Origin of the sequence: Pseudomonas mediterranea CFBP 5447 (genome assembly GCF_000774145.1) — a bacterium.
GTDB classification, from domain to species: Bacteria; Pseudomonadota; Gammaproteobacteria; order Pseudomonadales; family Pseudomonadaceae; genus Aquipseudomonas; species Aquipseudomonas mediterranea.
Genome location: NZ_KN322985.1, coordinates 746754 through 769293, shown reverse-complemented (window position 1 = coordinate 769293; position 22540 = coordinate 746754). Strand labels below are relative to the sequence as shown.

The following is a 22540-nucleotide window of genomic DNA, read 5'->3' as shown; positions in this document are numbered from 1 at the left end:
ATGGGTATCTACAAAGACGTGATGAGCACTCTGGTTCGTGTGCTGGCAGCCGACAACATCGACAACAGCACCAAGCAAAGCTGGCAGAAGCTGATTGATGCTGATGTTCAGCGAGGCGGCAACGGCAGCTCACTGTCGCCGCGAGACAAGTTCGACTACGACTGCTGTCTTTATGCCTTGCTGCACCGCCTGCTTGAGCCTGCTGAGTGGGATGTGCTGGTGGCAAAGTACTCGACCCATAAAGCCAACAAGGTGGCAGCCATAGGCCGCCTGGTTGCGCGGATGGTGTCGCCGGCCCCGCAGCTGTTCGTTTATAAGGCCTTGACGGCGTGGGCTATCCCGAAGATGAAGGGCGTTCAGACGGCGAAGCGATCCACTGACATGATCGTGTTGCCGGCCGAATTCTACGACATGAACACCTGGGATCCTGAGGGAAAGCCGGAGTCCACGCGCCGCCGATGGCGGACCAGCATCGCCAAACGGCTGGAGCAGCTTGAGGAGTCCGCCGTTATCAGTGCCACGGACATTTTCGATAAAGAAGAGATCTTCATTGACGCCGCTTGACGTAGTGGCGGAATGATCATAAATTAGCCCCATCATGTCGATCTTGCGCGTTATGAGAGACGACAAACAAAGCCCAGCCATCGTGCTGGGCTTTTTCGTTTTCGGCTCCGCCACACCCATCGCCCCGAGCTGGGAGTGTTGTTGGAGCTGATTCAATCCTCCCTGGCCCTGCGCGGCCGAGTCCCATACTCCCTGACGGGGAGGAATCGAGATGCCCAACATGCCAGACAAACCAGACACCTGGGCGGTAGCGCTTGCGTGGTTGAGCCAGCATTCGCCAGTCTTTTATGCGGCAGCGCTTTCCTGTGCTATGGCTGTCCTGCGTATCACCTATGGTGGCGGCACGCGTCGCCAGATGCTGGTGGAGGGCGCTATCTGCGGTGGTTTGACCCTGACGATCATCAGCGGCTTGGACTTCTTCGGCCTGCCCCAGAGCATGGCTACCTTCGCCGGCGGATGGGTTGGTTTCTTGGGGGTTGAAAAGATCCGGGCCATTGCTGACCGGGTCACGGACTTCAAGCTACCGCGCCGCGGAGCGGAGTAGTCATGCCCCCAAGACCACAGCGCCCTTGCCTTGCCCAGGGCTGCCGTACCTTGACGCGTAACGCCAAGTACTGCGACGAGCATGCTCACCTGGCTACTGCACAGGCCGAGCGCCTGGCAGCGAAGAAGCGCGAGAGCAGCACACAGCGGCTCTACACCTACAAATGGCAGAAGGCGAGCAAGGGCTTCTTGGCTCGCAATCCGCTATGTGCTGAGCATGATCGCCACGGCGAGGTGGTCGCGGCCACTGAGGTGGACCACATCATCCCTCACAAGGGTGACGCGGCGATCTTCTGGAATCGAAACAACTGGCAGTCGCTGTGCCATAGCTGCCACAGCCGGAAGACGGCTCGCGAGGATGGGGGATGGGGCAACCCAAGGCGGTGACCGTGCAGAATGCCCGGAAATCAGCCTTAATGAGAATAAATCCCATTGACGGGGAGGGGGAGGGGCAAAAGTTCAGAGCCTTTGTCTTCTAGACCGTCCGCCCAGCCTTTCTTTCACGACCGCGAAATTAAAAAATCAGGAGTTGCGCGATGGGGGGCACCGCCACGGTCGCCGGCCGTGGTCGCAAACCCAAGCCGACGGCCCAGAAAAAGCTTGCGGGCAACCCTGGCAAGCGGGCTTTGAACGAGGCCGAGCCACAATTTTCCACCGTTACAAATATCGATCCGCCGGACTGGCTGAGTGAGCGGGCGTCCACGATGTGGCGGATGCTGATCCCGGAATTGCTCCGTGAACACGTCGTCGCGCTCACTGATCTGCACAACGTCGAAGCCTTCTGTACCGCCTACGACAAATGGCGGATGGCTGAAGAAGCCGTCCAGAAGTTCGGCATCGTGGTCGAGTCTGCCCAGGGCAGCCCGATGAAGAACCCGGCGCTCACCGCGGCGAACGAATCGATGCGTCAGCTGGTGACCTTTGGATCGTTGCTCGGCCTGGATCCTTCCAGCCGCACCCGAATAATCGGCGGAAACAAACAGTCGTCCACCAATGAGTTCGCTAAATTACTGAGTAGCTGATGGCCAAAACAGCCCACCCCAACGTCGACAAGGCGATGGCTTGGGCAAGGACCGTCGTTAAAGGTAAGTTTCCAGCCTGCCGCTACATCCACCAGGCGATCCAGCGACACTTCGACGATGTCGCCGCGAGTCGACTCAAGTCGTTTCCGTACAAGTTCGACCCCAAGAAGGCCGAAAAAAAGCTGAAGCTGATGCAGCTTCTGCCTCACACAAAAGGCGAGTGGGCATTCAAGCGGCAGCTGATCACCCTCGAGCCGTGGCAGCTTTTCGGGTTGGCTTGCACGTTTGGCTGGGTGAAAAAGAAAGGCGGCTATCGGCGCTTCCGGGAGAGCTACTGGGAGGTCCCGCGCAAGAACGGAAAGAGTGTCATCGCCGCCGGCGTGGGCATCGGCATGTTTGTTGCCGACAACGAGTTCGGCGCCGAAGTCTATTCCGGTGCGACTACCGAGAAACAAGCCTGGGAGGTGTTCCGCCCGGCGCGCTTGATGGTCATGCGCTCGCCGATGTTGATAGAGGCGGCTGGCATCGAGGTCAACGCCTCGAACATGAACATCCCTTCGGATTGCAGTCGCTTCGAACCCTTGATTGGTAACCCTGGCGACGGTGCGTCGCCTTCCTGCGCGATCATCGACGAATTCCACGAGCACGATAGCTCGGCGCAGTACGACACGATGCTCACGGGCATGGGCGCACGCCGACAGCCGTTGATGTTCATCATCACTACAGCTGGCGCAAACATCGAAGGGCCGTGCTACGACAAGCGGCGCCAAGTCCTGGAAATGCTCAACGGCACGGTGCCGGACCCCGAACTGTTCGGATATATCTGGACATTGGACGAGGGGGACGACTGGACCGACCCAAAGAACCTGGCCAAGGCCAATCCATGCATGGGCGTCTCGGTGTTCCAGGAATATCTGGAGAGCCAGCTGGCCCGGGCTATCCGTTCGGCCCGCTTCACCAACACGTTCAAAACTAAGCATCTCAACCTGTGGGTGAGTGCAAAGGCTGGATTCTTCAACGTAGAAACCTGGCGGTCCTGCGAGGACAAGACGCTGACCCTGGACATGTTCGAGGGGCAGGAATGCGTGCTTGGGTTCGACCTGGCGCGCAAGCTCGACATGAACTCGATGGCTCGCCTGTTCTGGCGGGTCATCGACGGCAAGACACATTACTACTCGATCGCACCGAAATTCTGGGTCCCTGAGGACACAGCCAACGACACCGACAACAGGCGGATGGCTGAGCGGTTCCAAGCGTGGATCAACACCGGACACCTGCTTACCACTGATGGCGCCGAGGTGGACTACCGCGAAATTTTGGCGGAAGCGAAGGAAGCCAACCACCTGGCGCCAGTACGCGAGTGCCCAATCGACCCCCACGGGGCCACGGGGCTCTCTCATGACCTGGACGACGAAGGGCTGAATCCCGTCACGATCACCCAGAACTACACCAACATGAGCGACCCCATGAAGGAATTGGAGGCGGCCATTACCGCCGGCCGGTTCCATCACGACGGCAATCCGATCATGACCTGGTGTATCGGTAACGTCATCGGCAAGTTTCTGCCAGGCAATGACGATGTTGTCAGGCCAATAAAGCAGGGCGACGACAACAAAATAGACGGTGCTGTGGCATTGATCATGGCGATCGGCAGGGTACTGACTTTGGCCGGCAACAACGAAGGCAATATCAGCGACTTTTTCTCAAGCCCCATTATCGTTGGATGACAGGAATACCCATGAATACAGGCCTCCTCATATTTCTGCTGGCGGCCGTGGCCGGGTTCTGCTTGATAGTTGGCGGGATTTTCGTTCTGGCCGGTTTGGGGTGGTCCCTTATTGCTGGCGGCATGGCCTGTCTGCTCGCCGCGGGCTTTATACGGAAGGGGCTGACCAGTGAATAAACCCCTAAAGTCTGTGCTTCGACAGGCGCTGTTCAAATCGGCTGAGCCTGGAATTGTGAAATCGTCGCTCGCAGGCTGGGTAGGGCGGCGAATCGGCCTTGGCGACGCGGCGTTCTGGAACGGTTACTACGGTACCGACTCGGCTTCAGGAAAAACGGTTAGCCAGCAAACCGCGTTGCAGCTGTCCACGGTATGGGCTTGCGTTCGACTCATTGCTGAAACATTGGCGACGCTGCCGATCGCCCTCTATGAAGACAAAAACGGTGTTCCGGCGGTTGCCACATCGCACCCAGTTCACCGAGTTATCAGTATCCAGCCGAACGCAGACCAAACGCCGGTTGAGTTCTGGGAATGCGTAGTGGCGAGCTTGTTGTTGAACGGCAACAGTTTTAATGAGCCACACCTGGTGGGTCGGGAACTGTCTTCGCTGGAGTTTCTGCTCCCGCAATCGGTTTCGCCCCCTAGGCGTACCAGCAGCGGGGCGATTGAGTACCGTTTCACAGACAGCGAAGGTAAGCCCCACACGCTGCTGGACGAGCAGATGATGCACACCCGCGGCTTCGGGACTGATCCCCTTTGCGGATTGAGCCCCCTCGCAATGGGGCGCAACGTCTTCGGTGCCGCCATGGCGGCAGATGAATCTGCCAGCAAAATGTTCGCCAACGGCATGAAGCTGGGCGGCGTTCTTTCAACTGACCAGATCCTGAACAAAGCACAGCGCGAAGACATCCGCGAAGACATGGCGGCGAAATTCGCGGGCGCGGTCAACACCGGCAAAACGATGGTGCTGGAGGCGGGCATGAAATATCAGCAGGTGTCGATGACGCCTGAGGATGCTCAGATGCTGCAGACACGAGCGTTCAACGTCGAGGAAATATGCCGGTGGTTTCGTGTTCCGCCCTGGATGGTTGGGCACACGTCGAACAGCACCAGTTGGGGGACGGGGATGGAGCAGCAGATGCTCGGCTTCCTCAGCTTCACTCTGTTGCCATGGATGAAGCGCATCGAACAGAGCATTAATCGTCGCTTGCTTAGGCCTGATGAGCGCCGTCGTTTCTATGCGAAGTTCAACCCCGAAGGCCTGCTTCGCGCCGATAGCGCGGCCCGCGCGGCTTTCTACAGTTCGATGACGCAGAACGGCATCTACACCCGCGACGACTGCCGCATAAAGGAGAACCTGGCGCCTCACGGCGGGAACGCCGCGAAGCTCACAGTGCAATCCAACATGCTCCCCATCGACAAGCTTGGCGAAGGTGGAGGCGATGCCCAGCAAGCGAGATCAGCGCTCATTGATTGGCTCAACGACAAGCCAAAAGGTAATTCTGAATGAACCGAAAAGACCAATCGGTGGCGGTGAAGTACCGCTCATTCGACTATGACGTGAAGGCTGTCGGCGACGACGGCCTTTTTTCTGGCTACGGTTCCGTATTCGGCGTGGTCGACAGCTACAACGAGGTCGTCGCGCCTGGCGCGTTCCTCGACTCGATCGCCGAACTCAAAGCAAAGGGCCGCACGTTGCCAGTGCTGTGGCAGCACAGGACTGGTGAGCCCATCGGCTCTTGGGCCCTGGAGTCCCTGAAAGAAGACGAACGTGGGCTTTTCGGTGACGGCGAGCTGTGGATGGCCGATGCACCGTATGCGCGGATCGCTTACCGGGGCATGAAGTCTCGTTCGATCACCGGCCTGTCCATCGGCTACTACGTGCGCGAGTCGAGCTTCGATGAGAAGACGCGCATTCGCACGCTGACCAAGCTGGACCTGGTGGAGATTTCCATCGTCACGGTCCCTGCGAACGACGAGGCACGCACCGATACCATCAAATCGAAGCTGGCCCACGGGGGACTACCTTCGATGCCCGAATTTGAGTTGCTCCTGCGCGAGGCAGGCTTCTCGAAAACTCAGTCTGCGGTGATTGCCAACCGCGGACTGCAGCATTTGCTCCGGAGCGAGTCCGAGGGCGACCTGGCAGCCAACGAAATCGTCGAGGCGCTTAAATCGCGTCCGGCGCTGGTTCTCCCTTCTTTTTGAGGATTCACCATGCATAACGTCATGAGCAACGACGCTCGCGCCGAACACCGTCAAATGCAGCGTAAGGAGCACGCTGGCGATCAAGTCCAGCTGAAGGCGGTAAATGACCTGCTCGACCAGCGCGACAAGGAAATCAAGGCGTTCGCCGAGAAGGCTAGCCAAGAGATCAAGGAGCACGGCACCATCCTGGCCGACACCAAGACCGTCCTGGACGGCTTGGTGAAAGACGGCCTCGGCTTGCAGGACCGCCTGAACGAGATCGAGCAAAAGATGGCTCGTCGTTTCGCGGCTAACGATCCGTCGGACACCAAGTCCTTTGGCGAACAACTCGCCGAGTCCGAAGGCTTCCAAAAACTGGTCAAAGAAGACCATGGCCGGGCCCGTCTGCGCCTGAAGGCCGTCACCAACATCACCAGCAGCACCTCGGGCACCGGCGGCGTAGGTGTTGGCATCCAGCCAACCCGCGTGCCGGGAATCGTTACCGACCCGGAACGTCAGTTCACCATCCGTGACCTGATCATGCCGGGTCGCACCGACTCGAACGCCATTGAGTTCGTACAGGAAACTGGCTTCCAGAACATGGCTGCCCCCCAGGCGGGCGAGGGTGCCGCCAAGGCTCAATCCGACCTGTCGTTCGGACTGGTAACCACCACCGTCAAAACCATCGCCCATTGGTTCCGCGCTTCGAAGCAGGTGCTGTCGGACATTCCCCTGCTGCAAAGCTACATCAACGGCCGTGCTATCTACGGCCTGAAGTACAAGGAAGAAGAGCAGATCCTGGCGGGCGACGGTACCGGCCAGAATCTTTTGGGCCTGATCCCTCAAGCCACCGCGTTCAATGATGCGCTGCGCAAGTCGGGTGACACCAAGATCGACACCCTGCGTCGCGCCATCCTGCAGGTTCGTGTCGCTGAATACCGCGCATCGGCCATCGCCCTGAACCCTGTGGATTGGGCAGACATTGAGCTGACCAAGGACAGCACCGGCTCCTACATCTGGGTCAACGTCCAGGAAGGCGGCGTCCAGCGCCTATGGAAATTGCCGGTGGTGGACAGCAATGCCGTTCCTGAAGGCGAATTCCTGGTGGGCGCGATGAACATCGCAGCCCAGGTGTTCGATCGTGAAGATGCGGCTGTTGAGGTCTCGACCGAAGACGGCGACAACTTCCGCACCAACATGGTCACCATCCGCGCTGAGGAGCGCCTGGCGCTGGCTGTTTACCGCCCTGAGTCCTTCGTGCACGGTGAGTTTGAAGCCCCTGCACCATAACCTCGAAGTGGAGCACGCCCGGGAAACCGGGCGTTGTGAGTCATGAGCGAAATTAAACTGCAGACGAAGAAGGGCTTTCTGAATCAGGGGGCGTATGCAAAGCGAGGTGCAACCATTACTGCTGATGAATTTCGAGCGGCAGAACTGCACCGCCTGGGCCTGGTGGAGGATTACGAAGTGAAGCAATCGCCCGAGCCTGAAAACAAGAAGGCGCCGGAGCCGCAGAACAAAGCGGCTAGCAAATCAAAAGCTAAGGCTGAGTAACCATGAGCGTGATCAACATCGACTTGGCTATGAAGCACCTTCGGGCAGAGTCTGAAGACGTGGAGGATGTCCAGTCGAAGCTTGATAGCGCGGAGAGTGCAGCTCAAAAATTCCTGCAGCGTCGTTTCTACGCCGACGCTACTGAGCTCTCGGCAGCGATTGCAGAGGTCCCGGCGACTCGACTCGCTGCCCGGGCCGCTTATGAGGCGGCGATAGCCATGGCTGAAACCGTGGAAAACTGGGATGACAGGTGTGCTGCAATAGCTGACGCCGAGTTTGCCTTCTCTGAAGCGCTTATCGCTTGCACGGCCATTGCCCGAGGTATGGTCATCAACAAGTCGATCGTCGCTGCATGCATGCTCACATTGGGTCATCTTTGGGCCAGCCGTGAGGACACTGTGACCGGCATCAACACTTCGTCGGTCATTGAGTTGCCTCATGGTTCGCGTTCGCTCCTACAGCCCGACAGAATTTCAATGGGGGTCTAAATGGCGTACCGCGAACCTGGTGCCGGAGAGCTGAACAAGCACGTGACGCTTCGGCGGCGTGACGATGTGCCGGCTGATGACATGGGCCTTGACTCGTTGTTTTCTGAGGTGAATCCACGTTGGGCGAAAATCGAGCCGGTCGGTTCGGCCATATACACGGATAGCGCCCAGACCGAGAACAAAATCACCCACCGAGTATTTCTTCGTTTCCGAACCGGGATAACTACGGCGTATGAAGTTGTTCATCAGGGGACGCTCTATCGAGTGAAGCGGGGGTTCGACATGAATGGCCGCGGTCGCTTTGTGGTGCTCGAGGTAGAGGAACTCGGCCTGATCAAGGAGAGTGGAGGCATTTATGTCTAACTCGGCCTCAATCGACGGGTACCTGCACGTCGAGGGTTTCGACAACTTCGAACGTGACGCATTCGACAAGCGCAAGATCCGCGCCGGGATGCGCAAGGTGGGCCTGCTGATCACTCAACGCGCCCAGATGAACCTGGTGCTGGGAAAGGGCCAGGATGGCTATCCGGTGAACCGCACTGGGGCCACGGTGGAGTCGGTCAGCTTCAAGGTTTCACGATCGGGATTCCTGGTTCGGATATCCCCGACGAAAACCTCGGCCATGGAAGAGTTCTACCCGGCCTATCTGCACTATGGCGTAAAGCAAGGACGCCGGCCCGGCAAGCTTGCGCCGGGGAAGGGGAAGGGTAAGAAGAACAGACGAGCAGCTGGCGCGCGCGCCAGGCTGATGGCGGAACGCGCCGCGGGCGAATGGCGCATCAAGCCACGCGACAACTACATGGCCGACGCCCTGCAAGATTCATCCTCTCAAGTTCAATCGATTCTCTCAGCCGCATTTGCCGCCGCCCTGGGCTGATCACTGACCCAACGGACCCACGCATGAAACTGAACCCGATCGTTGCCCAACTGCGGCAGACGTGCCCGACCTTTGCTGGCCGCGTATCCGGTGGCATCGACTGGGATGCCGTTGTCGAAAGCGCCAAGCTTGCTTTGCCGGCCGCCTATGTCATCGCCACCGCAGACGCGGCGGATCCGAGTAAAGCGCAGAACAGGATCCTGCAGAACATCACCGACCAGTTCAACGTGGTGATCGTGCTGGATGCCTCAGACGAGCGCGGACAAGAGGATAGCGACCTGCTACACGACATCCGCGCCGAGCTGTGGCGCGCCCTGGTCGGCTGGGAGCCTGGGGCCGAGTACAGCCCCATCGAATATGGCAAAGGCGCGCTGCTGCACATCAGCCGCGCCCGGGTCGTCTACCAATTCACCTTTTTCTCGGAATTCCAGCTCGGCCGAAACCTGCCGACCGATCCGCCCGAGACCTGGCAAGAGGCCTCGCTGGACGGCCTGCCGGGTTTCACCGGAGCAAATTTCAACATGGACTGCATCGACCCGGCAGACCCCAACCTGCAACGACCCGGCCCGGACGGGCGCATCGAAGCACATTTCACTGGAGACGTAACACCATGACCAATCGCATCACTGTGGTGCCGGCCTCTGGCCGTTCTGTGCCCGACCCGGAGGCCAGCGACTTGTTGCCGGCAGAAGGCCGTGAAGTTCCAGACAACGCCTGGTGGCGCCGGCGCCTGGCCGACGGCGATGTCACCCTGAAAGCCGAAAAGGCCCAATCCACCAAAGCCGGCGCGCCGGCGAAAGCTGAGGAAGCGCAATAATGGCTATCGGATTCAGCAACATCCCGGCCGATATCCGGGTGCCGCTGTTCTACGCGGAGATGGATAACTCGGCGGCCAACAGCGCCTCGTCGGCCATGCGCCGACTGATCGTCGCCCAGGTCAACGATGACGCCACCAGCGAGAGCATCGGCCAACTGGTGCTGGTATCCAGCGTTGCGCTGGCAAAGAGCATCGGTGGCCAGGGCTCCATGCTTGCCGCGATGTACGACACCTGGCGCAAGGTCGACCCGATTGGCGAAATCTGGTGCCTTCCGTTGCAGGACGACACCGGCGTGGTGGCAACTGCGACGATCACCATCACCGGTACGGCCACCGAGGCGGGCCTGCTGAACCTGTACGTCGGGGGCGTTCGAGTGCAGTCTGTTGTCACCTCTGGCGCGACGCCGACGGTGGCGGCGGCTGCGCTGGCTGTGAAGATCAACGCGACGCCAGACCTGCCCGTCACCGCTGCGGCCGTTGCCGGCGTTGTCACGCTGACCTGCAAGTGGACCGGCGAAAGCGGCAACGACATCAGCATCCTCATGAATCGCCTGGGCAAGTCCAATGGCGAAATGACGCCGGCCGGGCTGACCGTGGTAGCCACCGCAATGACCGGCGGCGTTGGCGTGCCGGACCAGATCGATGCCACCGCTGCGTTGGGCGATGAGCCTTTCGAATTCCTGTGCATGCCATGGTCTGACACCACCAGCCTGAACGCCTGGAAGGATGCAATGGACGACAACACCGGTCGTTGGTCCTGGGCCAAGCAATTGTTCGGGCATGTGTACTGCGCCAAACGTGGCACCCTCGGTACCCTGGTGGCCGCCGGCCAGGCACGCAACGACCAGCACGTCACGATCCAGGCTGTTGAAACGGGTGTGCCGCAGCCGGTGTGGGTGCAGGCCGCTGCCCTGGCGGCCCGCACAGCGGTGTTCATCTCGGCGGATGCCAGTCGGCCAACCCAAAGCGGTAGCCTGCCAGGCCTGGACCCGGCGCCGGCCAGCGAGCGGTTCACCCTGACTGAGCGGCAATCGCTGCTGACCTATGGGCTGGCCACGGCCTACTACGAAGGCGGATACGTGCGCATCCAGCGCTCGGTCACGACATACCAGAAGAACGCCTACGGCCAGGCGGATAACTCCTACCTGGACAGCGAGACCATGCACCAGTCGGCGTTCATCATCCGCCGGATGCGCAGTGTGATCACCAGCAAATACGGTCGCCACAAGCTGGCCAGCGACGGTACCCGTTTCGGTGACGGCCAGCCGATTGTCACGCCGGCGGTAATCCGCGGCGAACTGATCGCGCAATACGCCAAGCTCGAGCTGGAAGGTCATGTGGAGAACGCCGAGCTGTTCGCGCAGCACCTGGTGGTGGAGCGTGATACACAGGACCCGAGCCGGGTAAACGTGCTGTTCCCGCCTGACTACATCAACGGGTTGCGTATCTTCGCATTGCTCAACCAGTTCCGCCTGCAGTACGACGAGGCGGCGTAATTCCGACCCACGACACCCAGCCCGCCTAGCGCGGGCTTTTTCATTCTGGAGATACAGACCATGGGTCAAAAAGTAGCAGGCACGGTTTACGTCAAGGTGGACGGCGAACAGCTGACCATCACCGGTGGCGCCGAAGCGCCGTTGATGGATAAGAAACGGGAAACGATTTACCCCGGCTTTTTCAAGGAAGAAGAACTGGCCGCGTACCTGAAGATGACGGCAGTACATACCCCGAACTTCCCGATCAAGGCTCTCACCAACGGCCGTGACATGACCATTACCTGTGAGTTCAGCAACGGATCGGTCTATGTGCTGGCCGGTGCGTACCTGGTCGACGAGCCTTCTTCGAAGGGTGACGACGGCACCATTGAACTGCAATTCGACGGCATCAAAGGGAGCTGGCAATGAGTCATGTACAGAAACTTCAGGTTGCGATCGAGGCTCACGGCGAGCCGGTGACCGAGCTCACCTTGCGCCGGCCAACCGTGCAGGAAGTCCGGACGATCAAGGCTCTGCCGTACAAGATCGACAAGAACGAAGAAGTCAGCCTGGATATGGACGTCGCAGCCAAGTACATCGCGGTCTGCGCCGCCATCCCGCCGTCGTCGGTCAACCAGCTGGACCTGGCCGACCTCAACGCACTGAGCTGGGCCGTCGCCAGTTTTTTCATGAGTGCGGCGTCGCAGCCATCGGCGACCTGATTGCAGCCGCTTACGACCTGGCCTGGTTCTGGAAGGTTGACCCTGAACAGATGATGACCAGGCCATTGGATGTGCTCCGCGAATCCCTGGAGCACGCCCAACGAATTAACGCAGCCCAGCAGGTGCAGTGATGGCGGACAAGTTCCAGCTCAAGGCGTTGATCACCGGCGTCGACAAGCTGTCGCCGACGCTCGCCGGGATCCGCAAGAACGTTGCGGGTTTCCGCAAGCAGATGAACAGCTCCGGCCTCGGCAACATCGGCTTCAAGGATCTGATTCAGGGCGGTGCGTTTGCCGCACCATTTATTGCCGGCGCGAAAGCGGCGATGGAATTCGAGACGGCCATGGCCGACGTGAAGAAGGTAGTCACGTTCGAAACTCCCCAGCAGTTCCAGCAGATGGGCCAGGATGTCCTGGACATGTCTGAGCGCCTGCCGATGGCTGCCAATGGAATCGCCGCCATTGTCGCGGCGGGTGGCCAGGCCGGCTTCGCCGCCGGCGAGCTCAAGCAGTTCGCCGAAGACGCGGTAAAGATGGGCATTGCCTTCGACCAGACAGCCGAGCAGTCGGGCGACATGATGGCGAAGTGGCGGACGTCCTTCAAACTGACCCAGCCTGAAGTCGTTGCGCTGGCTGACAAGATCAACTACCTCAGCAACGTGGGGCCGTCCTCAGCGGCACAGATTTCTGACATCGTGACCCGCATCGGCCCGCTCGGTGCTATTGCCGGGTTGGCGTCGGGGCAGATCGCGGCGATGGGTGCCACCCTGGCAGGTGTTGGGGTGCCCAGCGAGGTGGCCGCCACGGGCATGAAGAACTTCATGCTGGCGCTGACAAAGGGCGGTTCTGCCACGAAGCAACAGGCCCAGGCCTTCAAATCCCTGCGCCTGGATGTGAAGCAAGTCGCCAAGAGCATGCAGAAGGACGCCCAGGGCACCATCGAAGACGTTCTGGGGCGCATTGCCAAGGTAGACCCGGCCAAGCAGGCGGGGCTGTTGACTGAGTTGTTTGGTACAGAATCGGTGTCAGCGATTGCGCCGTTGCTCACGAACCTCGATCTGTTGAAGAAGAGCTTCGCCGCGGTGGGCACCGAAGGAAAGTTTACTGGCTCCATGGAAGCTGAATTCACCGCCCGGTCCAAGACCACCGCAAACGCCATGCAGCTGCTGACCAACAAGGTCACGCGGCTGGGCGTGGAGGTGGGCAGTGCGTTGCTACCGCCATTCAACGACGTCATGACCCTGGTGGGTCCGCTGGTTTCCGGGCTGTCATCGCTGGCGGCCGAGCACCCTGGCTTGATCAAGGGTGTGCTGGGCGCCGCGCTGGCCTATGGCGTGTTGAGGGTGGCTGTTACTGCGTCTATGTGGGCCATGAAGCTGTTCGACGGCGTGACGAAAAAGTCGATCGTCGGGCTCGTTGTTCAGGGCATTGCGCTGGCGGCCGGACTGCTGATTGCCAACTGGTCCACCGTGGCTCCGTTCTTTCAGAAGATCTGGGCAGTGATCGAAGGACCGGTGCTTAAGGCGTGGGATCTCTTCAAGTCATTTGCCGACTGGGGGCCCATTGCATCCATCAGGGAAAACTGGGACCCGCTCACTGATTTGTTCGCCGCGACCTGGAATCTTCTGATGGCGCTGTCCACGCCGGTAATGGACTACCTAAAGACCATGTTCGACTGGTCGCCGCTGGGCATGATCATCAATAACTGGGAACCGATCACGGCGTGGTTCAAGCAGTTGTGGGAGAAGCTCAGGCCCATCATCGAGCCGATCATGCAGTGGTTCGGCGGCGGGGAGGGCGGCGAAGGGATCATCCAAACCGCCACCAACAAGGTGAACGCCTTCACTGAAGCCCAGCAGAAGCGCAACGCCGGCGCCGGCGGTGGCACCGGTGAGCTTCTGCTGGCTGATGCCGCGCAGTCTGCCCAGGCGCGTCAGGCGATGAACAACCAGGCATTCGGCATCAACAACAACCAGCTGTTGCAGCAGACGGCCGCCAACAACGCGCAGAAGCTCAACGGTGAACTCAACATCAACCTGAACGGCGCCCCACCGGGCACCACCATCGAACGCCCGAAAACCAATCAGCCTGGGCTGAACATCAAACCAAACGTCGGTACCCGTACCGTCGGCGTCATGAAGGGGTAAGGCATGGCACGCACATGGCGCGATGACCTGCTGCCGGCGTCGTTTCGTGGGATCAGCTTTCTGATCCCTCAGACGTCGGTACCGGTCGGGCTCAAAGGTCAGCTTCACGAATACCCCCAGCGGGATGAGCCGTTCTTTGAACAGCTCGGCAAGCAGGCCCAGGTCCACACGATGACGGCCTGGGTGATCGGCGACGATTGCTTCGAGCGGCGCGACAAGTTGCTCGAGGCGCTGCAAAAGCCTGGCCCGGGAGAGCTGGTCCATCCTTGGCTTGGGCGCATGCAGGTCAAGGTGGGCGATTGCAAGTTGTCTCACGAGCTGACCGCCGGCGGTATGGTGAGCCTGGAACTGACGTTTTATCCGGACAAGCCGCTGACCTTTCCGACCGCCAAGGTCAATAGCCAGCAGCAGGTGGTGAAGGCCTCCGACAGTCTGCTGGACTCGGCCCTGGCCCGGTACAAGGCGGCAATGTCGAAAGTCGATCAGGCCAGGCTTGGCCTGATCCGGTTGCGCAACAGCCTGTCGAACGTCTACTCGGTGATTCAGCAGCAGTTCGCACCCTTCGTTGGCGTGTTCACCAACCTGTCGGGCTTCGTTCAGTCGTTGATGAACGCGCCTGACGCGCTGTCGTCGCTGTTCACCAGCTACTTCAATGACTTTTCGGTACAGGACAGTGCTTTCTCCGACACCAGCAACGGCTACCGAAACGCGATAGCCACGGCTACCCAGCAAGCGGAGGCGGTGACCAGAATCAATACCGTCCCGCAGGTGGGCGGTGTCGACTCGGTGGCGGCATCACAGGCCGCCGCCAACCTGGTGCAGGACGCGCTGTTGGTCCAGGTCGCGCTGATCATCAGCGAAATGCCGATCGCATCACAGCCCGTGGCCACAAGCTCGACCCCGTCGGTTGAGCAGCAGGCGGTATTGACTGTGGTGCTCCCTGAGGTGCCAGTCGCTGACGATGTGATCGAGCTGCGCGATGGTTTGGATGAGGCCATCTATCAGGCCTCGCTCAAGGCCGATCCAGCCCATTACGTGGTGCTGAACACGTTGCGTCAAGCCCTGGTTAAGCACCTCACGGCCGTGGCCGAGTCCGGCGTCAGGCTGGTGGACATCACCCCGCCGGAAACCATGTCGGCGCTGGTGCTGGCGTACCGGCGCTTTGGTGATGCCACGCGCTCGACCGAGGTGGTCCAGCGCAACAGGATCCGGCACCCGGGCTTCATTCCGGCGATGCCGATCAAAATAGCCCAGAGGTAACCCATGGCCGAAGATCAAAACACCGTCAGCCTTACCGTTGACGGTTTGGATTACTCCGGCTGGAAGTCGGTGGAAATCACCGCCGGCTTGGAGGATCAGGCCCGCTCGTTCTCCCTCAGCATTACCTGGCAGTGGCCCGGCCAGAACGTGTCGGTGCCCATTCGCCAGGGCGCCAAGTGCCATGTGCGTATCGGCGATGACCTGGTGCTGACCGGCTGGGTGTTCTCGTCGCCGATTGACTACACCCACGATCAGATCACGACCACCATCAGCGGCCGGTCGTTGACGGCTGACCTGGTGGATTGTGCCGCGGTGAACCAGCCGGGCCAGTGGAATAACCAGAGCGTGCTGACAATCGTCAAGGCGCTGGCGGCGCCCTACGGGATTGCTGTGCGTAGTGAGATTCCCGAAGGGGCGAAGCTGTCGGACCATACGATAGAGCCGGGGGAGACGGCATTCGAGTCGATCGATCGGCTGCTGACGCTGTTCCGGGTGTTCTCAACCGACGATGCCCGGGGAATGGCCGTGCTGGCGCGTCCTGGCAGCGAAGGCCGGGCCTTCGATCATCTGGAGGTGGGCAAGAATATCCTCACCGGTAGCGCGGCGCTGGATTTCTCCGGCGTGTTTTCCGAATACCGGGTGCTCGGACAAAAGAGTGGAACGGACGATGAGTTCGGCGAGGCGGCTGCCGAGGTGTCGGCGGTGCTCACCGACGACCGGACGACCCGCAAGCGGGTGCTGATCATTCAGGAGTCCGGCCAACTGACCGCTGAGCTTGCCCAGGCCCGGGCCAACTGGGAGCGCGGTACCCGCATGGGCAAGGCGCTGGCGACCACCTACACCGTCCAGGGCTGGCGACAAACCAACGGCGCGTTGTGGAAGCACAATACCCTGGTGCGGGTGATCGACCCGATCATTGGGTTTGACCGGGTGATGCTCATTGCCCGCGTCACGTACACCCTGACGGACCAGGGCATGGTCACCAAGCTTGAGGTGGGGCCGCCCGACGGCTTCGAGCCGGAGCCACAGGACCCGCACAAGCACCGCAAGTTGAAGAAGGGCGGCAAGGCCGACAACTTCGAATACCTGATTCCTGCCGATTACGAGCCCAAACAATGACCGTGAAAAATATGCTGGCCCGCGGCACCGTGGTGCTCGTGGACGCCCTGAAGAAAATGCAGTCCCTGCAGATGCGATTGACTGCCGGCGAGTTGAAGGACAACGCCGAGCATTTCGAGGCCTATGGCTTCACCAGCAACCCCCTGACCGGCGCCGAGGTGCTGACCGCCTTCATCGGTGGCGACCGCTCCCACGCGGTGGTGCTGGTCGCCGCTGATCGCCGGTACCGCATCCAGGCAATGCAGCCAGGCGAGGTGGCGATCTATACCGACGAGGGCGACCGGATCCACTTCAAGCGTGGCCGGATCATCGATATCGAGACCGGGACGCTGAATATCAAGGCGTCCGGTTCTGTGAACTTTGAAACGCCGACCATCACCCAGACGGGGCAGATCGTTTCCCAGGGCGACCAGGTGGCGGGCGGCATCAGCCAGATCAATCACGTCCACACCAACACGCAACCGGGCACCGGCCAAAGCGGCGTGCCTGCGGCAGGTGGCTGATGAGTACTCAAAGCGCCGTAGAGTCGGCGCTGATTCGTGCTGTGATCATCAGCCTGTACACCTGGCGCCGGGCGGAAACAGACGATCCGGTAGACGACGATGAACTGTACGGCTGGTGGGGTGACAGCTATCCGTCCATCGCCGATGACCGGATTGGTTCGCGTCTGTGGTTGCTGCGCCGGGTCAAGCTGACCGACGCCACCCAGCGGGATGCAGAGTTCTATGCAGGTGAGGCCCTTCGGTGGTTGATCGATGACGGGCAGGTCCTGGACATCGCCATCAGCAGCACCCGGGCAGACACCAATCGGTTGAACCTCAGCGTGGTCTTGACCATCCCGGACGGCAGTCGCCTGGAAATCCCATCCACCCCTTCTTGGCAGGTGATCTATGCCGTTTGAAACGCCTTCGCTGCCGGTGCTGGTCGACCGTACCCAGAGTGACCTGGCCAGCGACTCCCTGCGTCGCTCTGATGCCCAGGTGCTGGCCAGAACACTCGCCGGTACCGCCTATGGCCTGTACGGCTACCTGAACTGGATTGCCGAGCAGATCCTGCCAGACCGGGCAGATGAAGAAACGCTGGAGCGAATTGCGCTGCTGCGTCTGTCTCAGCCAAGAAACCCGGCACAACCTGCGTCAGGCGCCGTGTCCTTTGTTGCGGTGGCTGGCGCTGTAATGGATGCCGAAACCGTGCTGCAGGCCGGAGACGGCCGAACCTACCGGCTGACCGCCAGCGTCACCACCGTTGCAGGGCTCAATACCGGAGCGGTGGAGGCGGTGGACGCCGGCACCCTTGGCAACGCCGACGGCGGTTTGCAACTGACCCTGGTGCAGCCAGTCGCCGGTGTGACCAACAGCTTCACAGTGCTGGCGCCTGGACTGACGGGCGGCATCGCTCAGGAGAGTATTGAATCGCTGCGCGCCCGGGTGATTCGTTCCTACCGTCTGGTCCCCCATGGTGGTTCCGCGGCCGATTATGAAACCTGGGCGCTTGAGGTTCCAGGCGTCACGCGGGCCTGGTGCCGTGGAAATTACCTTGGCCCAGGCACCGTTGGCTTGTTCGTCATGCGCGACGGCGACGCCGAACCGGTACCGAACCCGGCGCAACTGGCAGAGGTTAAAGCCTACATTGAGCCGTTGCGCCCGGTGACTGCTGAGCTTTATGTGCTGGCCCCCGTGGAGGTGCCCGTGAACTACAGCATTCACCCTGTACCGGACACCACCGCAGTGCGCGCCGCCATCCAGGCTCAGTTGATCGATCTGCACGACCGCGAAGCGGGCCTGGGCGAAACCTTGCTGCTCACGCACATCGCCCAGGCGATCAGCGGTTCGGCGGGCGAAACGGACCATGACCTGGTTTCACCGACCGCCGATGTGCCGGCCGACACCAATGAGCTGCTGACCTTCGGGGGTATCACATGGCTGTAGCCCGAACGGCCGATCAGTATCGGCGCCAACTGAGCGGCCTGTTGCCGGCCGGCCCTGCCTGGGACCCTGAACTGGTCCCGGAAGTCGCTTTGATTCTTTCCGGCGTGTCGCTGGAGTTTGCTCGGCTCGATGCCAGGGCAGTCGACCTCCTCAACGAGATGGACCCCGCCGGCGTCAGTGAGCTGGTGCCTGATTGGGAAGCCATCATGGGCTTGCCAGATCCATGCCTTGGCCTTAACCCCGCCTTTGAAGACAGGCGCCTGGCGGTTCGCCGCCGGTTGATCGAGGTCGGCGGACAGAGCCTGTCCTACTTCATCGACATCGCGGTCAGCCAAGGCTACCCCGATGCCACCATTACAGAACATCGAACGCCACGTATGGGGCGTTCCCGTTTTGGCGTGGCGAGATTCGGTACCTGGAACGCTCAGTTCATGTGGACGCTGAACACTGGAGGCCGCCAGCGGCAAGGCCGGCGCTTCGGCGCTAGCTATTGGGGCGAGCGGTTCGGGGTGAACCCCGGCAATCCGCTCGAGTGCCAGATCCGACGTGCCGCTCCGGCGCACACCGTAGTGCAAATAAATTACAACTGAGGGATAACGCGTGGACTTTCCGAAAAGTGTACCGAGCGTTGGGCTTGTCGATGGGAAATTTGTAGATGAGGATGAGGTTGCTGGCACGCCTGGTTCCTTGATTCCTGCGCAGTGGGGGAACTCCGTTACCGATGAAATTCTGAATGTCATTACCTCTGCCGGCCTCACGCCGGATGAAGATAACGATACGCAGCTCCTTACAGCGATCATTGCCAAGATCAATGGCGCAATCCCGGCATCTCCGGCAGATGCCTCGACAACGGTCAAAGGTCTGGTTGAGCTGGCTACAAACGCCGAGACCCAAGCAGGTACGGATGCGGTTCGTGCTGTCACACCAGCCGGCCTGGCTTCTAGGGTTGCCAGTGATACAGCTGTTGGCCTGGTTGAACTGGCTACCAGCGCAGAAACCCAAGCAGGTACAGATACGGTTCGCGCTGTCACTCCTGCCGGGCTGGCATCTAAGGTCGCCAGTGATACAGCTCAAGGCCTGGTCGAGCTGGCCACGAATGCGGAGACGCAAACTGGCACGGACGCAACGCGGGCCGTCACTCCCGCAGGATTGGCGTCTCGTACTGCCACTGAAAGCCGCGCTGGCGTGATTGCGATTGCTACTCAGGGCGGTGTTAGCGCTGGAACTGACGACGCTGCCGCTGTGACTTCGCTAAAGCTTGCCACACGCCTGCAGTCAGTCGTCCAATTGCCGTACGGGTTTCTCTCTGGGTTCGCGCTGAGCAATAACGCAGCCACCCCCAACACAGTAATCGATGTAGGGCCAGGTAGTTGTTCGAGCGCTGCGGCTAGTGTGATGATCTCTAGCAGCACAACTATCAGCGGCACACTTCAATCGTCCGGGAGTTGGGCTGCTGGGTCCGGTCAGAACAAACTTGATACAGGCGCCCGTGCCCCTGGCACCTGGTATCACGCATTCGCAATCCGGAAAGTATCTGACGGATCTGCAGACATTCTGTTCAGCTTGTCCGCGACAGCTCCAACCATGCCATCTGGTTATGCTGGCTTCCGTCGTGTCGGTTCCTTCAAGACCGATTCCGGCGGCCCCATCACCACCTTTACAATGGATGTCTTTTCCGGGCGCCGGGTTTATCGCTGGGGCACTCCAATTATGGATGTCTCCGCAGCGACCTTGGGTACTACGGCGAGCAACTACACCATGTCTGCGCCGCCTGGCGTGAACGTCCGTGTTGACCTGAACACTTTTGCATATGCAAACAACGCGATGGTCTACTTCAGCTGCCCCGACGAGGCGAACCTGCTGCCAGCAAATACCGGCGGTTGGTCTGGATTCACTTGTGGTTTTGGTGTGGTTACCGATGCAGCTACCGACGCTGGCGGGTTTCAGTTGAGTATAAAAACCAACACCTCCGCGCAAATACGCGCCCGCGCCAACGTCACAGTGACGATGTCGATTCTTAACATCGGCTGGGAGGAGTAATTCATGCCGTACGTTCAACGTGACGAAACTGGTGTTGTGATCGGAAGGTTTGCAAATGCCCAGCCCGGGTGCGCCGAAGAATGGCTTGATGACTCTTCGCCGGAACTTGCCCCGAAAGGGCCAACAAAGGAAGAAGTAGAAGCTGCGAGACTCCGGGCTTATGCGCATCCTGTAACGGGCAGTGACCGATATATTGCTGAAGCGTATGCCGAACGAGCCGCCGGAAATGAAGAAGCAGCGCAGAGGACCGACGCCGAAATGATCAAGCGTCGTGAAGAAATTAAACTTGAATACCCGTGGCCGGAGGATGCGCAATGAGCAAAATCGTCTTTGCGGGGCACAGCATTGTCAAGGGTACCGATTACGGCGGCGTCACCAGGACCGACACGTTCGCCTACAAGATCGGTACGGCCGCGGGATATGCTTCCGCCGACATCTATATCAAGGGCGTTTCGGGAGACACGTCTGCTGGCCTTTTGGCGAGGCTCCAGGCCGACGTTATCGGGCTGGCTCCGGATGTATGCGTGATTATGATCGGCGCGAACGATTGGTCTACCGGTGTTTCTGTTGCAACATTCACTGCCAATCTACGACTCATTGCGAGCAAGGTTATCGGAGCCGGCATCAAGCTGGTACTGATGACCGACAACATGAACCGCGGATCTGTGGCTGAGTTTGTATCGCTCGGAACTTATGAGGACGCAATCAGGAAAGTATCGGTTGAGTACAATTGCCCTCTTGTCGATATCTTCAGCAGAATGTGCTTCAAGGCCTTGTGCAACGACTACACCCAGTACTATGCCGGAACCACCGATAAGATTCACTTCAGTATCGCCGGGCATACATGGGCTGCGCAGGTTTCAAGCGAGACAAGCCCAAAGGATGCTTTCGTTAAAGTGACTTCTACTCCGCCTGTAGTTGTTACTGAACCGACCGCTCAGGACGTTCAAGATCTGTCTGTTGCGATTTCTGACTATTTGATCAATGGACAACTTACAAGCGACCTGAGTGTTATTGAGCAAATAAGGTCGAGATTCCCGTAACGCTGGAGTCAGTTCGCTCGTTCATATCAAATCGGACGGCACTTTATATTCGCCCGCCATTGTGCGGGCTTTTTTCGTCTGGAGAAAGCTTCATGACTGTATCCGAAAAGGACCGCGACATCTTGGCTCGCACGCTGTGGGGCGAGGCCCGCGGCGAAGGTCTGGCAGGCCAGATCGCTGTGGCCTGGACCGTCCGCAACCGGGTGGAAGATGGCCGGGCCAAGTCCTGGTGGGGCGAGGGCTATGCCGGCGTCTGCCAGGCGCCGTACCAGTTCAGTTGCTGGAACAAAAACGACCAGAACTATCCCTATCTCAGTGGCGCCAAGCCGATCCCGCCGAAGCAGTTCGAGCAGGCTCGGCGGGCGGCGGACCTGGTAATTTCCGGCGCCGAGCCAGACTCCACCAAGGGGGCGACCCACTACTACGCCACGACCATGCCCAAGGTCCCGGCGTGGGCCGCCAAGGCAACCCAGACCCTGCGCCTGGGCAATCACTTGTTCTTCAGGGACGTGCCATGAACTCGATCCTGCTGCGAATCCTGCCTTATATGGCGGCGCTGGCCATTGTTGCCGGTGCGCTGTTTGGCGCGTACCACCACGGTCTGTCAGTGAAGGACGCCGAGTGGCAGGCCAAGTGGTCGGATCGCGATACCCGGGACGCCGAGGCCCGGGCCGCAAATGAGTCTGCCGCCCGTGTGCGCGAGCAGGCCTACCAACATTCAATCGACAAGGCGGTTCAAGATGGGCAACGCACGATCGATCAACTCACTGCTGATGCCGCTGCTGCTCGTGTTTCTTCTGACGGCCTGCGTGGGGCAGCGGACGCCCTTGCCGCTCGACTCGCAGCCAGTCAAGCCGGCGGCAATTCCTGCACTGCCGCCACAAGCCAGGCAGCTACCCGTGCCGTCCTGGTGTTTGCCGACGTGCTCAAGCGCGCTGACCAAAGAGCGGGAGACCTGGCGGGATATGCTGATCAAAGCCGGAGCCGAGGAGTGACGTGCGAGACGGCTTTTGACGCGCTGGGGAAATAGCT

Annotated in this window: 30 protein-coding genes; all 30 read left to right on the top strand. The window is 60.1% G+C overall.

What is annotated here, in order from left to right:
- On the top strand, positions 1–564 hold the full coding sequence (locus N005_RS15875; RefSeq protein ID WP_047702046.1) for a hypothetical protein: 564 nt from the start codon (positions 1–3) through the stop codon (positions 562–564).
- Positions 565–775: 211 nt separating this feature from the next.
- On the top strand, positions 776–1108 hold the full coding sequence (locus N005_RS15870) for a phage holin, lambda family (protein ID WP_047702045.1): 333 nt from the start codon (positions 776–778) through the stop codon (positions 1106–1108).
- Positions 1109–1110: 2 nt separating this feature from the next.
- Positions 1111–1494 (top strand): HNH endonuclease, encoded by a 384-nt coding sequence (locus tag N005_RS15865; RefSeq protein ID WP_047702044.1) that lies wholly within the window; start codon positions 1111–1113, stop codon positions 1492–1494.
- A gap of 149 nt (positions 1495–1643) precedes the next feature.
- Entirely contained in the window at positions 1644–2129 is a 486-nt protein-coding gene (locus N005_RS15860; RefSeq protein WP_047702043.1) for a phage terminase small subunit P27 family, read from the top strand.
- Positions 2129–3856 carry a terminase large subunit gene (locus N005_RS15855; RefSeq protein WP_047702042.1) on the top strand — a complete coding sequence of 576 codons (1728 nt, stop codon included), beginning with the start codon at positions 2129–2131 and terminating at the stop codon, positions 3854–3856. Before N005_RS15860 ends, N005_RS15855 begins: the two co-directional genes overlap by 1 nt.
- Positions 3857–3867: 11 nt before the next feature.
- Positions 3868–4032 carry a hypothetical protein gene (locus tag N005_RS29470; RefSeq protein WP_162843620.1) on the top strand — a complete coding sequence of 55 codons (165 nt, stop codon included), beginning with the start codon at positions 3868–3870 and terminating at the stop codon, positions 4030–4032.
- The gene (locus tag N005_RS15850) at positions 4025–5362 is read left to right on the top strand and encodes a phage portal protein (RefSeq protein ID WP_081993276.1); all 1338 of its coding nucleotides are present in this window, start codon (positions 4025–4027) and stop codon (positions 5360–5362) included. The genes N005_RS29470 and N005_RS15850 overlap by 8 nt, the downstream gene beginning before the upstream one ends.
- Positions 5359–6060, top strand: a complete 702-nt coding sequence (locus N005_RS15845) for an HK97 family phage prohead protease (protein ID WP_047702041.1) — start codon at positions 5359–5361, stop codon at positions 6058–6060. Before N005_RS15850 ends, N005_RS15845 begins: the two co-directional genes overlap by 4 nt.
- Before the next feature lie 9 nt (positions 6061–6069).
- Positions 6070–7329: a phage major capsid protein gene (locus N005_RS15840; protein ID WP_052126397.1), complete on the top strand. Its 1260-nt coding sequence runs from the start codon at positions 6070–6072 to the stop codon at positions 7327–7329.
- A 42-nt stretch (positions 7330–7371) separates the two neighbouring features.
- Positions 7372–7593, top strand: coding sequence for a hypothetical protein (locus N005_RS15835; RefSeq protein ID WP_047702040.1), 222 nt, complete (start codon positions 7372–7374; stop codon positions 7591–7593).
- Positions 7594–7595: 2 nt separating this feature from the next.
- Positions 7596–8081, top strand: a complete 486-nt coding sequence (locus N005_RS15830; RefSeq protein WP_047702039.1) for a head-tail connector protein — start codon at positions 7596–7598, stop codon at positions 8079–8081.
- Positions 8082–8444 carry a phage head closure protein gene (locus N005_RS15825; RefSeq protein ID WP_047702038.1) on the top strand — a complete coding sequence of 121 codons (363 nt, stop codon included), beginning with the start codon at positions 8082–8084 and terminating at the stop codon, positions 8442–8444.
- Complete coding sequence (locus N005_RS15820; RefSeq protein ID WP_047702037.1) at positions 8437–8958, top strand: hypothetical protein; 522 nt, start codon at positions 8437–8439, stop codon at positions 8956–8958. Before N005_RS15825 ends, N005_RS15820 begins: the two co-directional genes overlap by 8 nt.
- Before the next feature lie 23 nt (positions 8959–8981).
- A complete protein-coding gene (locus N005_RS15815) occupies positions 8982–9572 on the top strand; it encodes a phage tail terminator protein (protein ID WP_047702036.1) in 591 nt (196 codons plus the stop codon).
- Positions 9569–9775, top strand: coding sequence for a DUF2635 domain-containing protein (locus tag N005_RS15810; RefSeq protein ID WP_047702035.1), 207 nt, complete (start codon positions 9569–9571; stop codon positions 9773–9775). The genes N005_RS15815 and N005_RS15810 overlap by 4 nt, the downstream gene beginning before the upstream one ends.
- On the top strand, positions 9775–11271 hold the full coding sequence (locus N005_RS15805) for a phage tail sheath subtilisin-like domain-containing protein (protein WP_047702034.1): 1497 nt from the start codon (positions 9775–9777) through the stop codon (positions 11269–11271). The genes N005_RS15810 and N005_RS15805 overlap by 1 nt, the downstream gene beginning before the upstream one ends.
- Before the next feature lie 60 nt (positions 11272–11331).
- Entirely contained in the window at positions 11332–11679 is a 348-nt protein-coding gene (locus N005_RS15800) for a phage tail tube protein (RefSeq protein WP_047702033.1), read from the top strand.
- The gene (locus N005_RS15795; RefSeq protein WP_047702032.1) at positions 11676–11972 is read left to right on the top strand and encodes a phage tail assembly protein; all 297 of its coding nucleotides are present in this window, start codon (positions 11676–11678) and stop codon (positions 11970–11972) included. The genes N005_RS15800 and N005_RS15795 overlap by 4 nt, the downstream gene beginning before the upstream one ends.
- Before the next feature lie 130 nt (positions 11973–12102).
- Positions 12103–14118 carry a phage tail tape measure protein gene (locus N005_RS15790; protein WP_047702031.1) on the top strand — a complete coding sequence of 672 codons (2016 nt, stop codon included), beginning with the start codon at positions 12103–12105 and terminating at the stop codon, positions 14116–14118.
- Between the two features lie 3 nt (positions 14119–14121).
- Positions 14122–15378, top strand: a complete 1257-nt coding sequence (locus tag N005_RS15785) for a DNA circularization protein (protein ID WP_047702030.1) — start codon at positions 14122–14124, stop codon at positions 15376–15378.
- A 3-nt stretch (positions 15379–15381) separates the two neighbouring features.
- Positions 15382–16497, top strand: coding sequence for a phage baseplate assembly protein (locus tag N005_RS15780; protein WP_047702029.1), 1116 nt, complete (start codon positions 15382–15384; stop codon positions 16495–16497).
- Positions 16494–17000, top strand: coding sequence for a phage baseplate assembly protein V (locus N005_RS15775; RefSeq protein ID WP_047702028.1), 507 nt, complete (start codon positions 16494–16496; stop codon positions 16998–17000). Before N005_RS15780 ends, N005_RS15775 begins: the two co-directional genes overlap by 4 nt.
- Entirely contained in the window at positions 17000–17398 is a 399-nt protein-coding gene (locus tag N005_RS15770) for a phage GP46 family protein (protein WP_047702027.1), read from the top strand. Before N005_RS15775 ends, N005_RS15770 begins: the two co-directional genes overlap by 1 nt.
- Positions 17388–18425 carry a baseplate J/gp47 family protein gene (locus N005_RS15765; protein ID WP_047702026.1) on the top strand — a complete coding sequence of 346 codons (1038 nt, stop codon included), beginning with the start codon at positions 17388–17390 and terminating at the stop codon, positions 18423–18425. The genes N005_RS15770 and N005_RS15765 overlap by 11 nt, the downstream gene beginning before the upstream one ends.
- Positions 18416–19015 carry a YmfQ family protein gene (locus N005_RS15760; protein ID WP_047702025.1) on the top strand — a complete coding sequence of 200 codons (600 nt, stop codon included), beginning with the start codon at positions 18416–18418 and terminating at the stop codon, positions 19013–19015. Before N005_RS15765 ends, N005_RS15760 begins: the two co-directional genes overlap by 10 nt.
- 10 nt (positions 19016–19025) lie before the next feature.
- Positions 19026–20465, top strand: coding sequence for a hypothetical protein (locus N005_RS29690; protein WP_052126396.1), 1440 nt, complete (start codon positions 19026–19028; stop codon positions 20463–20465).
- Positions 20466–20468: 3 nt separating this feature from the next.
- Positions 20469–20783 (top strand): hypothetical protein, encoded by a 315-nt coding sequence (locus N005_RS15750; RefSeq protein WP_047702024.1) that lies wholly within the window; start codon positions 20469–20471, stop codon positions 20781–20783.
- On the top strand, positions 20780–21508 hold the full coding sequence (locus N005_RS15745) for an SGNH/GDSL hydrolase family protein (protein ID WP_047702023.1): 729 nt from the start codon (positions 20780–20782) through the stop codon (positions 21506–21508). The genes N005_RS15750 and N005_RS15745 overlap by 4 nt, the downstream gene beginning before the upstream one ends.
- 92 nt (positions 21509–21600) lie before the next feature.
- Positions 21601–22026: a cell wall hydrolase gene (locus N005_RS15740; protein WP_047702022.1), complete on the top strand. Its 426-nt coding sequence runs from the start codon at positions 21601–21603 to the stop codon at positions 22024–22026.
- Positions 22023–22538 carry a DUF2514 family protein gene (locus N005_RS15735; RefSeq protein ID WP_047702021.1) on the top strand — a complete coding sequence of 172 codons (516 nt, stop codon included), beginning with the start codon at positions 22023–22025 and terminating at the stop codon, positions 22536–22538. Before N005_RS15740 ends, N005_RS15735 begins: the two co-directional genes overlap by 4 nt.
- Positions 22539–22540 lie beyond the last annotated feature (2 nt).